The organism is Acinetobacter sp. ME22 (genome assembly GCF_022012315.1).
GTDB classification, from domain to species: Bacteria; Pseudomonadota; Gammaproteobacteria; order Pseudomonadales; family Moraxellaceae; genus Acinetobacter; species Acinetobacter brisouii_A.
This window is the reverse complement of sequence record NZ_JAKLTL010000010.1, coordinates 14,640-27,903: the sequence shown is the minus strand read 5'-3', so window position 1 is coordinate 27,903 and position 13,264 is coordinate 14,640. Positions and strand designations below refer to the sequence as shown.

13 protein-coding genes are annotated in these 13,264 nt (G+C 39.9%); 9 read left to right on the top strand and 4 right to left on the bottom strand.

The window, feature by feature from the left end:
* The first annotated feature begins 106 nt into the window (after nucleotides 1-106).
* Nucleotides 107-562, top strand: a complete 456-nt coding sequence (locus tag LVY74_RS13195) for an Lrp/AsnC family transcriptional regulator (RefSeq protein WP_237815443.1) — start codon at nucleotides 107-109, stop codon at nucleotides 560-562.
* Between the two features lie 62 nt (nucleotides 563-624).
* Here the strand turns inward: LVY74_RS13195 and LVY74_RS13190 are convergent, their stop codons facing one another.
* Nucleotides 625-1,134 carry a hypothetical protein gene (locus tag LVY74_RS13190; protein ID WP_237815442.1) on the bottom strand — a complete coding sequence of 170 codons (510 nt, stop codon included), beginning with the start codon at nucleotides 1,132-1,134 and terminating at the stop codon, nucleotides 625-627.
* Nucleotides 1,135-1,308: 174 nt separating this feature from the next.
* The gene (locus tag LVY74_RS13185) at nucleotides 1,309-1,716 is read right to left on the bottom strand and encodes an Lrp/AsnC family transcriptional regulator (RefSeq protein WP_237815441.1); all 408 of its coding nucleotides are present in this window, start codon (nucleotides 1,714-1,716) and stop codon (nucleotides 1,309-1,311) included.
* Between the two features lie 115 nt (nucleotides 1,717-1,831).
* Between LVY74_RS13185 and LVY74_RS13180 the strand changes: the two genes are divergently transcribed.
* From LVY74_RS13180 to LVY74_RS13160, 5 genes are all read left to right on the top strand, one after another.
* On the top strand, nucleotides 1,832-2,389 hold the full coding sequence (locus tag LVY74_RS13180; protein ID WP_237815440.1) for a cysteine hydrolase family protein: 558 nt from the start codon (nucleotides 1,832-1,834) through the stop codon (nucleotides 2,387-2,389).
* A gap of 129 nt (nucleotides 2,390-2,518) precedes the next feature.
* Nucleotides 2,519-3,685 (top strand): ATP phosphoribosyltransferase regulatory subunit, encoded by a 1,167-nt coding sequence (locus LVY74_RS13175; RefSeq protein ID WP_151710712.1) that lies wholly within the window; start codon nucleotides 2,519-2,521, stop codon nucleotides 3,683-3,685.
* 70 nt (nucleotides 3,686-3,755) lie between these two features.
* On the top strand, nucleotides 3,756-5,075 hold the full coding sequence (locus LVY74_RS13170; RefSeq protein WP_237815439.1) for an adenylosuccinate synthase: 1,320 nt from the start codon (nucleotides 3,756-3,758) through the stop codon (nucleotides 5,073-5,075).
* Nucleotides 5,076-5,204: 129 nt separating this feature from the next.
* A complete protein-coding gene (locus LVY74_RS13165; RefSeq protein WP_151710717.1) occupies nucleotides 5,205-5,522 on the top strand; it encodes a hypothetical protein in 318 nt (105 codons plus the stop codon).
* 214 nt (nucleotides 5,523-5,736) lie between these two features.
* On the top strand, nucleotides 5,737-6,516 hold the full coding sequence (locus LVY74_RS13160) for a M48 family metallopeptidase (RefSeq protein WP_237815438.1): 780 nt from the start codon (nucleotides 5,737-5,739) through the stop codon (nucleotides 6,514-6,516).
* 40 nt (nucleotides 6,517-6,556) lie between these two features.
* On the opposite strand, the gene LVY74_RS13155 is transcribed toward LVY74_RS13160, so the two are convergent.
* Nucleotides 6,557-7,609 carry an NADP(H)-dependent aldo-keto reductase gene (locus LVY74_RS13155; protein WP_237815437.1) on the bottom strand — a complete coding sequence of 351 codons (1,053 nt, stop codon included), beginning with the start codon at nucleotides 7,607-7,609 and terminating at the stop codon, nucleotides 6,557-6,559.
* Between the two features lie 80 nt (nucleotides 7,610-7,689).
* Nucleotides 7,690-8,385 (bottom strand): cAMP-activated global transcriptional regulator CRP, encoded by a 696-nt coding sequence (crp, locus tag LVY74_RS13150; protein ID WP_151709861.1) that lies wholly within the window; start codon nucleotides 8,383-8,385, stop codon nucleotides 7,690-7,692.
* A gap of 139 nt (nucleotides 8,386-8,524) precedes the next feature.
* Between crp and LVY74_RS13145 the strand changes: the two genes are divergently transcribed.
* The 3 genes from LVY74_RS13145 to LVY74_RS13135 all read left to right on the top strand — a co-directional run bounded on the left by LVY74_RS13145 (nucleotide 8,525) and on the right by LVY74_RS13135 (nucleotide 13,208).
* Nucleotides 8,525-8,950 (top strand): OsmC family protein, encoded by a 426-nt coding sequence (locus tag LVY74_RS13145; RefSeq protein ID WP_237815436.1) that lies wholly within the window; start codon nucleotides 8,525-8,527, stop codon nucleotides 8,948-8,950.
* Nucleotides 8,951-9,168: 218 nt separating this feature from the next.
* Nucleotides 9,169-11,751 (top strand): ATP-dependent chaperone ClpB, encoded by a 2,583-nt coding sequence (clpB, locus tag LVY74_RS13140; protein ID WP_237815435.1) that lies wholly within the window; start codon nucleotides 9,169-9,171, stop codon nucleotides 11,749-11,751.
* 161 nt (nucleotides 11,752-11,912) lie between these two features.
* On the top strand, nucleotides 11,913-13,208 hold the full coding sequence (locus tag LVY74_RS13135; protein WP_237815434.1) for a DUF945 family protein: 1,296 nt from the start codon (nucleotides 11,913-11,915) through the stop codon (nucleotides 13,206-13,208).
* Nucleotides 13,209-13,264 lie beyond the last annotated feature (56 nt).

Below are 13,264 nucleotides of genomic sequence, written 5' to 3'. Positions count from 1 at the left end.
GGTAATGCTGACAGCATTTGGAGCTAAATTTAGCGTTGATTTTATTTAATTTAGTAGATTATGCTAATAAAATAACAAATTTTGGTATTAAAATGCTGAGGCTGTGATGGATCAAATTGATAGACGAATTTTGCAAGCATTACAACATGATGGAAAATTACAAAATAACGAATTGGCTCAGCGGGTCGGTTTGTCCGCATCACCATGTTTGAGACGTGTGAAACAGCTTGAAGATGATGGTGTGATTGAAAAATATGTGGCGTTGATTGATCCAGCTAAAGTCAATTTGGGCTTAACTGTATTTGCACGTATCTGGTTAAAAGAACAGTCGGCCTATACAGTCAATCATTTTGTTGAATCCATTAAGGATTTACCTGAGGTGGTGGAATGTCAGCTCATGGCGGGAGATTGTGATTTTTTCTTGAGAATTGTGGTATCTGATTTGGAGGCTTACCGTCAATTTCAGATTCAGCGGCTTAATAAGATTACAGGCATTCAAAATGTGAAAACCGAGATTCCTTTACAGAAGCTAAAGTTAACCACAGAGTTGCCGATTTATTAAGTTAAATGATGATCTGTAGATCGATGCTTGAAGGGGGGCATAGTCTTCAAGCATTGATGAAATTATTCTCGGTTTAAAAAGCCTTCCTGAATATCTTCAGGTAGGTCAGCATGCCACCATGTATAAATACTGTTTTTAATCTCTTGATCTTGTTCAGGATCATTGAAGGGTTCATCATCTTCACGAATTAATTCATCACCCTCAAATTTAAACCAAAATTCCCATGGATCATCATCGCCACAGCCCCAAGCTTGAATATGAATTTCAGGTACAAGTGCTTTGATAAATTGGATAATTTCTTCCATAAATTCATCACCAGAAGAACCGTGTACAAAATGTGCAATCGAAAAGCCTGAGATGGTTGATAGGCTTTCAGGACTCAGATCGTCCCCTAGACTGTCTACAAGATCTAAAATGTCAGTTGCAAGCTCAGAACCTTCTTCAGAATGAATTTCGCTTGCCAGTTGAATGAATTGTCCTGAATCACCATGATGTTCTGTCAATAAACGATTTAATTTCGCCATGATTTGAGTATCAGGGTGTTTGTAATACAAATTGCTATGCAGTTCCATATCTGTTCTCTAAAAATTTGCTGTAGGAGCCAAACCGCTTTTTTACTGTTAATTGTGTATTATTTAAATTATAAAAAATAAAGATGATATTTTTTGAAGTCAATTAAAATCAACATAAACTATTATATAGATTTGATAAAAGATCAAATGTTGAGAGGATGTCGTATTGTTGATCTACTCAGTTGGACTGACCTGACGGACAACGCTATCCACAGAATATTGTCCCCAGTCTGAAAGCTGTTCAATAAAATGATTGAGTGCCGAATGCTCGAAATGCCCAACCAGCATATAACACGCTGAGCCTGAAACTTTAAAACAGCTTTCAATCTGTTCAAATTGCTGAGTAAAAGCTTCAAATTCAGCAAATCGATTATTTTGCATCATCACACGGATAAACTGGGTTGCATGGTGTTGAATGACAATACTGTATTTTTGAATCAAACCTTCATCTTGCATTTTGGCAATGCGTTGCCCAACGGCTTGTCCTGTTCGGTGCACCATTTCTCCAATTTCTTTATGCGACAGGCGGGAGTCATTTTTTAATATGGTCAAGATTTTGGTGTCAATGGGATCTAAAGACATGTGAAAGCCTGATAATTTTCAAGATGAAAGAAATGAGTCATACATTCTTTCATGCGGATCTGCGTTTCGCTAGTGCATTTCCTTAATCTACAGGTAGATTCAACAGATTGAGGAAATGAATGTGAAAAAGACTGCATTATTGGTGATTGATGTTCAAAATGATTATTTCTCAGCAGGTAAGATGGCACTTTTTGCGCCTGAACACGCCTTGGAAAATATTCAGCGTTTAGAAAAAGCATTTCATCAGGCACAAGCGCCGATTATTTATATTCAACATATTGCGGCTTCTCCTGAAGCCCCATTTTTTGTTGCGGGCACTCATGGTGTCAAATTGCATGCAGATTTGGCAATCAACTCAGCATCTATCATTGTTGAAAAGCAGTTTCCAAATAGCTTTTTTCGGACGAATTTAAAAGAAATCTTGGATCAATTGGGGGTTGAACGGGTGATCGTTACAGGCATGATGACGCATATGTGTGTTGATGCGACCTCGCGTGCTGCGGCTGAATATGGTTATCAGCCGATTGTAATTGCCGATGCAACGGCGACAAAAGATTTAGAATATGCAGGGCGAACAGTGATTGCCAATGATGTGCAAACTGCATATTTGTCATCTTTTCAAATGTTTGCAAAAATTGAAACGACACAGAAATATTTGAGTCATACAGCATGATTAAAATAATCAAAAGATAAAAATCTCAGTGCATGTGTGTATCTTACGTGCTAGACTAGGAGAAATCGGGTGTGTTCCCGATTTTTTTATGCGGATCATTTCCGCGCAGACAAAATTTAGGTTTACAACATGCCCATTTCAGAGACATGGTTATTACCTGATGGTGTAGCTGATGTATTACCGGAACAAGCGCAAGTCGTAGAAGCTTTGCGTCGTAAAGCATTAGATTTCCTCGCATCGCGTGGTTATCAGCTGGTGTACACGCCATTTATCGAATACATCGAATCTTTATCTTCCCTTTCCGAATCGAATCAAGATTTAGACTTAGCCACATTTAAAGTGATTGATCAGCTTTCTGGTCGATTACTGGGTGTTCGTGCCGATATGACACCACAAGTGGCACGTATCGATGCGCATGTGCGTCCAGTTCAAGGTGTAGCGCGTTATTGCTACGCAGGTACGGTATTACATACAAAACCACAAGGGTTTAATACCTCCCGCGCACCTTTACAGCTAGGTGCAGAATTGTTTGGACATGACAGTATTGATGCCGATGTAGAAATGGTTGATGTCATGTTGAGTTTGATCGAAACTGCTGGACTGATTGAAAGCGTGCATCTAGATTTAGGGCATGTTGGATTATTCCGTAGTTTGGTGAAACTTGCTGGATTGAATAAAGAAACAGAACGACATTTGTCTGATCTTTATCAGCGTAAAGCACTGCCTGAGTTGGCAGAATTTACCCAGTCAATCAGCTTTGGCTCAGATTTTTATGCACTTGGACGTTATTCAAGTGATTTAGATGCATTGCAAGCGAATTTAAGCCCTGCAATCTTGGCTGATGCAGCGTTTAAACAGGCACTAGAAGCTGTCATTACCACGCATGCACAAATTCGTGCACGCTGGAAAAACCTGAATATTGGTATCGATGTCGTTGAGTTACGTTCGTATCATTATCATACAGGTTTAATGTATGCAGTTTATGCACCAAACCGTGCTGCACCACTGGCTCAAGGTGGACGTTATGACGGAATTGGTGAGCACTTCGGTCGTGCGCGTCCTGCAACTGGTTTTAGTTGTGACTTGTATGCACTATGTGCAGGTCAGTTTCAGCAGGTGACCACTGTGGTTGCGCCGAAAGGAATTGATGCAGATTTGGTAGAAGCAATTGGACAGGCTCGAGCACAAGGCTTAAGTGTAATTCAATTGTTGGGTAATGATGATTTAAACTCGGTGCCATACGCAACTCACCAGTTGGTGCAGGTTGCAGGTCAGTGGACCATCGAGAAAATTTAATCGCTCAATCAGGTGTTCATGTCACTTGATTCAGTTTTCAATTTTAACAGCATGATGTAATGAGGCTATTATGGGCAAGAATGTTGTGGTACTCGGTACCCAATGGGGCGACGAAGGTAAAGGTAAAATCGTTGACCTGCTCACAGATCAAGCGGCTGCGGTCGTTCGTTATCAAGGCGGACACAATGCAGGACATACACTTGTCGTTGGTGGTAAAAAAACTGTATTGCACCTCATTCCATCAGGTATTTTACGTGAAAACGTATTGTGCTTAATTGGCAACGGTGTTGTGCTTTCGCCTGCTGCATTGATTGAAGAAATGAGCATTTTGGAAAAAGAAGGCGTGCCTGTTAAAGAACGTCTACGTATTTCTCCAAACTGTCCACTGATTCTTCCAAACCATATTGCATTAGACCAAGCACGTGAGAAAAAACGTGGTAATGCAAAAATCGGTACAACAGGTCGTGGTATCGGCCCTGCATACGAAGATAAAGTTGCTCGTCGTGCTGTCCGTGTTGCTGACTTGGTTCGTGGTGGTGAGCATCTTACTGCACAATTAACTGAGTTGCTTGAATACCATAACTTCCAGTTAACCCAATTCTACGGTGTAGAAGCAGTTAAACTTGAAGATGTGCTTGCACTTTGCGATCAATGGCGTGAAGTGGTTGCTCCATTAGTTATGGACGTAACAACTGAATTGCATAACTACCGTAAAAATGGTCAAAACATCATGTTTGAAGGTGCTCAAGGCTCACTTCTTGATGTTGACCACGGTACATATCCGTATGTAACGTCTTCAAATACCACTGCTGGCGGCGTAAGCTCAGGTTCAGGTCTTGGTCCATTACATTTAGACTATGTGCTTGGTATTACCAAAGCTTACACAACACGTGTGGGTGCAGGTCCATTCCCAACAGAACTTGTTTACAATGCAGCTGCAGATGAAGGCGATGCAATCGGTAAACATTTGGGTACTGTAGGTCATGAATTTGGTGCTTCAACTGGTCGTCAACGTCGTTGTGGCTGGTTCGATGCTGAAATCCTACGCCGTTCGGTAGACGTAAACTCGCTTTCTGGTATTTGCTTGACGAAGCTTGACGTTCTAGATGGCTTGGAAGAAGTAAAAATCTGTGTAGGCTATGAAGCAGCAGATTCTGGTTGTGTTGGTTCTTCTGATGCGCTTGCATACGAAACTTTAAAACCAATCTATGAAACACTTCCAGGTTGGTCTGAGTCAACTGTAGGTGCGACAAGCTTCGAACAGCTTCCTGCAAATGCGGTGGCTTATATCAAACGTATCGAGCAGTTAATTGAATGTCCAATTGACATTATTTCAACTGGTCCAGACCGTGCAGAAACAATTGTTTTACGTCATCCATTCTCTGCATAATGCATAGATGTTGACTAAAAACCGCGATCTTGAGTCGCGGTTTTTTTTGGCTCGACCAAAGTTCACTTTATCTAGTGATCATTCTGTATAACACTCCAATAAAACCGTATAAATTGGATAGGGATGCCAATGCAATTACAGCCGAATATTTCTAAAACGATTTTTTATTCTTTTTTATTTGCTTTGGGTGGTGCGCCAACGCTTGCGATGTTGATTGCATCACAACAGACCCGTGATCCACATCTATTAATGTCTGCCTTTGTTGGCTTGAGTGTAGTGTTAGTCTGTATTTTTGTACCCATTGTATTGATACAAAATACATTTTTATTGGCTAAGCGTCGTAATTTAAAATTGGAAGATCGGCTTAAAGGTTTATCTAATATTTATTTTGCTTTAAATATTGGTTGTCTGATTTTCTGGATTTTATTTATGTTTAAAATGATTTAAGTTTACATAAATATAATATTTTATTTAAGAAGCTAATATTTTGATGATTTAGCATCTTATATAATAAACCTCTTTCATGATTGCTTAGATCAGAGCAAAGCTGAAATATATTTCAATACAGCCTATAAAGCTGCACAGGAATTATGAAATAAATTTAATGTTTGAATATTCAGCTATTTGAGTATAAAAAATTTAAAATTGGAGTGTTCTTAACATGAACAATAAACTCATTTTGAGCTTAGGGTTGGTCACAATCGTCAGTTTTTCTGGATGTACGACTATTGCAGATATGAGTGGTGCAGATTCAGCAACGTTAAATGCAAATGCTGCAACTACTTTCTCAAAAATGAGAACCGAAGCACAGCAAAAAGGTCAGCTAGATACCTCTTCAAATACTTATCGACGTATTAATGCCGTACTGTTAAGAATGCAACCATATGCCAATCAGGCGAACCAGACAGGGCAAGCATTCCAGTGGCAACTGGCGGTCTTAAAATCCGATGAGATTAATGCCTATGTTGCACCGGGTGGCAAAGTGGTGTTTTATACAGGCATCGTCAATAAACTTAACTTGACCGATGCTGAGATTGCCGCAGTGATGGGGCATGAAATGACTCATGCTTTGGAAGAACATTCTAAAAATAAACTGGGTGCACAGGCATTGACCAGTTTAGCTGTGAATGTAGGTAAATCTTATGTGGGGGATGCCGCAGGTGGTCTAGGTGCTACAGCTTTAGATCTTGGCAGTCAGGTGGGTGTAGGTTTACCTTACTCTCGAAGCCTAGAAAGTCGTGCTGATTATGGCGGTTTAATGTTGATGGCGAAAGCAGGTTATAACCCACAAGCTGCGATTACTTTGTGGGAAAAAATGAATAAGTTAGAGGGTGCAGGTGGTCCAGCATTTATGTCGACGCACCCTTCAAATTCACAACGTATTGATGCAATGCGTAAGAACTTGCCTGCTGCAATGGCTGTATATAATAGCCGTCGATAACAGCACTAAAATTAAAAAAGGATGCAAAAGCATCCTTTTTTTATGGAGCAGGGTTCGGTTGATGTTTATGAATAGCTTCAATTTCTAGCAAAATTTCTTCATTGAGTTCGAGATCAAACGCAGCAATATTTTCTTTGAGTTGTGACATAGAGGTCGCACCAATAATGGTACTGGTCACAAAAAACTGTTGTTTGATAAATGCAAGTGCGAGTTGAGTGAGTGTTAAACCATGTTTTTCTGATATTTGTGCATATTGTTCAGTCGCCCATTCACACTCAGGGTTGGTGTAACGGCTAAAGCGTGAGAATAAGGTAATACGACCATTGTCAGGTTTTGCACCATGACGGTATTTTCCTGTGAGCATACCAAAAGCCAGTGGCGAATAGGCAAGTAAGCCGACACCTTCATATTTGGCAATTTCAGACATGCCCACTTCATAGGTTCGGTTCAATAAGCTATATGGGTTTTGTACAGTCACAAATTTGCTGAGATTCATTTTTTCTGCCAAGTGCAGAAACTTCATCGTCCCCCAAGGTGTTTCATTCGACAAACCAATAAAACGAATACGCCCTTTTTGAATTTCCTGATGCAGTGCATCAAGTGTTTCTTCTAAAGCAGTCAGGTCATGTTCATGTTTGGCGGCGAGCTGATTGCCAAAACCAAGATGCCCAAAAAAATTAGTATGACGTTCTGGCCAGTGTAACTGATACAGGTCAATATAATCGGTTTGTAAGCGCTTGAGTGAGTCATCTAAAGCTTGTTGAATATCTTTGTGGTTAAAGCGGGTTAGACCTTGGCGAATGGAGCTGCCACCAAAACTTGGTCCAGCAATTTTTGAAGCGAGAAAAAGTTGCTCACGCTTGCCATGTTGTCCAATCCAGTTGCCAATAATCTGTTCTGTTGCACCTTGTGTTTCAGCTTTTGGTGGTACAGGATACATTTCTGCGGTATCCCAAAAATACAAGCCCTGATCAAGCGCATAATTAAGCTGTTCAAAAGCTTCGGCTTGAGTATTTTGCTCACCAAAGGTCATGGTGCCTAAGCAAATCTCGGGAAGTTGGATACCTGTATGGGCAAGTGGATTGAATTTCATGAAGATACCTCTGTCTAATTGTGATTATTAGGCTTAAATAAAAAAGCAAATCCGAAGATTTGCTTTAGCTGATCAACTGATTATGCAGAATGATCGGAGTTTTCAGAATTTTCTAGTGCGCTATCGTAAATCAGAATCGCTTTACCCTCAGTTTCAATCATTCCTTGATCTTCAAGAGATTTAAGGACTCGCCCAACCATTTCACGAGAACAACCGACAATACGTCCGATTTCCTGACGTGTAATGCGGATTTGACGACCATTTGGTAGTAGCATTGCTTCAGGTTGATTGGCAAGTTCAATTAAGCAACGTGCGATACGACCTGTCACATCAATAAATGCCAAGTCGGTCATTTTACGGGTGGTGTTTTTCAGGCGGCGTGCCAATTGAGCAAAAACAGCATAGCTTAGGTCAGGATACTGTTTGCTTAACTCTAAAAAATTTTCATACGAAATTTCTGCAATTTCACAGACTTCACGAGTACGGACTTCAGCGGTACGTAGCGGTTCAGCTTCAAATAATCCCATCTCGCCAAAAAAATCACCTGCATTGAGGTAAGCAACCACGATTTCACGATCGTCGTCTTCTTTAAGTAAAATAGAAACAGAACCTTTTAGGATTAAATATAAAGATTTCGATTCGCTACCTACCTCAACGATGCTCATGCGCTTCGGGTAACGGTTAATATATGCGCGTTTTAATAAAGCCTTAACCGATTCTGGCAAATGGTTAGGAGAAAGTGCATCGTTCGCGAATGGAAAGAGATTAGCCGACATGATTCTTTGTTCCAAAAAAATAAAAAAGCAAAAGGTAACTTTTGGTCTCTGTTAATATATGTAGGAAAATTCCTTCTCTAAATAAATTGTGTTAGTGTACTAGCACACAGTAATCTATATTTTTTTTTAGGTAGTTGCAATGCGATCAACAGTTCAATGGCTCGAGAATGTTGCATTTGAAGCAAAGTCTGAGAGTGGTCATAGCGTAATCATGGATGGGGCACCTGCTTATGGCGGTGAAAATCGTGGTGCACGCCCTATGGAACTGATTTTAATGGGACTCGGTGGCTGCGCATCGTTTGATATTGTAACCATTCTAAAAAAAGCCCGTCAGGACATTGATGGTGTTGAATGTCAGCTACAAGCAGAACGTGCAGATGAAGTTCCTGCCGTATTTACTAAAATTCACCTCCACTTTGTGGTGACAGGTAAAGCGCTCAAAGAAAAACAAGTGTCAAAAGCTGTGGAATTATCGGCAGAAAAATACTGCTCAGCCAGCAAAATGCTCTCAAGTGGTGGCGTAGAAATTACTCACGACTTTGAAATTGTCGAAACTGCCGAATGAGCAACCAAAAAACCAGTTCACATTGAACTGGTTTTTTTTGATGCAAAAAATTTAGAAAATAGGCTTGAAAATGTTTAAGGCTAGCCACATATTAACACTGAATTACACGTGATTATTTTAAAATAAATATATGAAAAATATTAAAAAATAATTTGAAATCTATCGAACTATTCCCATTTATACATTAAGTAGTAAATGAATGATGAGGTATAACAATAATGCGTTTTGAAAAATTTACCAATCGATTGCAACAGGCTCTATCCGATGCACAATCTCTAGCAATGGGCAAAGATCATACTGCAATCGATAATATCCATATTTTGGTGACACTGCTTGAAGAGGCTTCAAATCTCAGCCTGTTACAGCAAGCAGGTGCACGTATACCAGAACTGAAACAGAAGTTGGAGCAAGCTTTAAGCAATGCTGCAACAATATCTAATCCAACAGGAGATGTTAATCTCAATCCCGATGCGGTCAAAATGCTGAATTTGGCAGATCGATATGCACAAAAAGCAGGGGATGAGTTTATTTCAACGGATTGGGTGATGCTGGCCTTAGCTGAAGTAGGTTCTACCAAAACCATTTTAACGAGTGTAGGCGTAACCGTTGAAGGATTGCGCAAAGTAATCGAATCGATTCGAGGCAATGAAAAAGTCATGAGCAATAATCACGAAGATCAACGTGACTCTTTAAATAAATATACCATTGACCTGACTGAACGTGCAGCGTCAGGCAAGCTTGACCCAGTGATTGGTCGTGATGATGAAATTCGCCGAACCATTCAGGTGTTGTCACGCCGTACTAAAAACAATCCAGTGCTGATTGGTGAGCCAGGTGTAGGTAAAACTGCCATTGTTGAAGGTTTGGCACAGCGCATTATTAATGGTGAAGTACCCGAAAGTCTGAAAGGTAAACGAGTTTTATCTTTAGATTTAGGTTCACTGTTGGCAGGTGCGAAATATCGTGGTGAATTTGAAGAGCGGTTAAAAGCTGTTTTAAACGATTTGGCCAAACAAGAAGGGCAAGTCATTTTATTTATTGATGAATTACATACTTTGGTTGGTGCGGGTAAAACTGATGGTGCGATGGATGCAGGGAATATGTTGAAACCTGCGTTGGCACGTGGTGAATTACGTTGTGTCGGTGCAACCACGCTTGATGAATATCGCCAATATATTGAAAAAGATGCAGCACTTGAGCGTCGTTTCCAAAAAGTTCTGGTCGATGAACCGAGCGTTGAAGATACCATTGCGATTTTACGTGGTTTAAAAGAACGCTATGAAGTGCATCACGGTGTAAAAATTCTTGACTCCGCGATTATTGCAGCAGCGAAAATGTCACATCGTTATATCACTGACCGTCAACTGCCAGATAAAGCAATTGACTTAATTGATGAAGCAGCTTCACGGATTAAAATGGAGCTTGATTCTAAGCCTGAAGCTTTGGATAAACTAGATCGCCGTTTAATTCAGCTCAAAATGCAGCTTGAAGCTGTGAAAAAAGATGAGGATTCAGGTAGCAAAGCAGAAGTTGCTCATTTAGAGAAACAAATTATTGAAGTTCAAAAAGAATACAATGATTTGGAAGAAATCTGGAAAGCTGAAAAAACTTTAGCAGAAGGTGATAAAAAAGCACAGGTTGAGTTAGATAAAGCGCGTGTTGCTTTAGAAAAAGCCATTCGTGATGGTGATTTGGCAGAAGCAAGCCGTTTACAGTATGGCGTGATTCCAGAGTTACAAAAACAGTTGGCACAAGACGAAGCGGTTGAAGAAGAGGCCGAAGAACCAAAACTGTTGCGTAATAAAGTCACTGAAAATGAAATTGCGGAAGTAGTCAGTGCTGCAACAGGTATTCCTGTGTCTAAAATGCTACAAGGTGAACGTGAAAAACTCCTGCATATGGAAGAGTTTTTACATAACCGTGTGGTTGGACAAGATGAAGCTGTGGTCGCAGTATCGAATGCGGTACGTCGTTCACGTGCTGGATTGTCCGATCCAAACCGACCAAGTGGTTCGTTCTTGTTCTTAGGGCCAACAGGGGTGGGTAAAACTGAATTAACCAAAGCATTGGCAAACTTCCTGTTTGATAGTGACGATGCCATGATTCGTATTGATATGAGTGAGTTCATGGAGAAACACTCTGTGAGCCGTTTGGTCGGTGCACCTCCAGGGTATGTCGGTTATGAAGAGGGCGGTGTGTTAACAGAAGCTGTGCGTCGTAAGCCGTATAGTGTGGTGCTGTTTGATGAAGTTGAAAAAGCCCATCCAGATGTTTTCAATATTTTATTGCAAGTTTTGGATGATGGCCGCTTAACTGATTCGCAAGGCCGAGTGGTGGACTTTAAAAATACTGTCATTGTAATGACATCAAACTTAGGCTCACAAGATGTCCGTGAGTTAGGTGAGCATGCGAAAGACGATGAAATTCGTACGGTAGTTATGAATGCGGTCAGTCAGCATTTCCGTCCAGAATTTATTAACCGTATTGATGAATTGGTGATCTTCCATTCACTCAAAAAAGCGCAAATTCGTGGTATTGCGGATATTCAGCTTAGTCGTTTACGCAGTCGCTTGGCGGATAAAGATATGAGCTTAACGGTTGAAGACAGTGCATTTGATGCATTGATTGATGCTGGTTTTGATCCAATCTATGGTGCGCGTCCACTGAAACGTGCTATTCAGCAGCAAGTTGAAAATAGCTTGGCGCAAAAGATCTTGTCAGGCGAATTTTTGCCAGGTGACAATATTCTGATTGGCTCTGAAAATGGACATTTACAATTTAGTAAGCTCAAACTGAGCTAATATGCCTTGCTGAGAAATATAAAGTCCATACTCAAAAATTTGAGTATGGACTTTTTATTGTGGATGAAATAAGAACAAAAGTTGTATTTTTGTAAAAATATCGTATGCTATAGCCATAAACATAATCAAACAAAGCATATTATTTTTAGAGAATCTTGACTATGCAGAAAAAAGGAATGATTGTTGCACTGGGTGCAATTTTGGTCAGTGGTGCAGTAGGTGCAAATTTTTACGCAGATCACCGTCTAAAAACGTATTATGCTGAACTCAATAAAAATAACGGCATATTTCAGAAACAGGATGCTCAGCTCAATATGGGGTTATTCTCAGGCGATGCACATTGGTCTTATAAAATTGTTCCCAATCCATGCCAGCCAAATAATTCAGTTGTGATTAAAGGGGTTGATCATATTCAGCGCTCTTGGAACGGTTATCATATTCAGTCTGATATTAATGCGGAATTACAGGGCAAGAAAAGTGCAGATATTTATCGCTGGGTATTAAAAAATCAGGCACTACTTAAGTTAGATGCTCAACTAAATTGGTTGGGTACAGTGAATATGAAAATCACAAGCCCTCCAATTGATGAACAACGTGATGACTTCCAGTTTGTTTGGAATGGGGTTAATGGCACGGCAAAATTAAAAAAAGAAAATGGTCAGTATACGATGACCGAAGCTGATCTTAATATGCCTGGTTTTACTGTACGCAATGGTAACAATTATTTTAGTTTACAAAGTATGCAGTTGAAGACCGATCATAGTTTGCTCACAGATAAGCTGCAGTCTGGAAAAACAGAATTTTCTATTCAAAAAATGGTTGTGTTAGATCAAAGAGCAGGAAAGCATCTGAATCTCGACATAGACAAATTTAAATTAAATATAGATCTTGATGTTCAAGACAAAGAAACCATGCTCAAGATGGTAATGTCGATCGATAATATATCTGCCGATACGAAAAAACTGACCAATATGCGCTTTAATATCAATTATATGGGAATTGATACACCCGCATTAGCAGAATTTGTGCGCTTAGCAAATCAAGAGTCGGCAGTATGTAATGCAACTCAGAACAGTCAACAACAGGTCTTAGAGAATCAGTTATTAAAAATCTTGGCACATGGGTTTAGTTTTGAATCAAAAGGCAACCAAATTGAATTTGGTAATGGCAAAATGACCGCAGATCTTAATGGTAAGTTTCTACCAAATAGTTATGCCAACTTAGATGAATTACGTGTCAAAGTGCCGCAAGTTTTCCAATTAGATGCAAAAGCCAGTGTCGATAAGCAACTATTACGCAGTATGATGATGGCATCAGGAAAAATGCCTTCAGGAATGTCTGAGCAAGATTATGACCGTGCAGTGACTCAGGCAGCACAGGTAGTACATGCTAAAGTAAATGCAAATAGTATTGATTTTGCAGTGAAATATGAAAATGGTCAGACGACCTATCCTTAAATTTTGCAGATAAAATAAAAAATGCCAAGCAATTGCTTGGCATTTTTTTTGATACG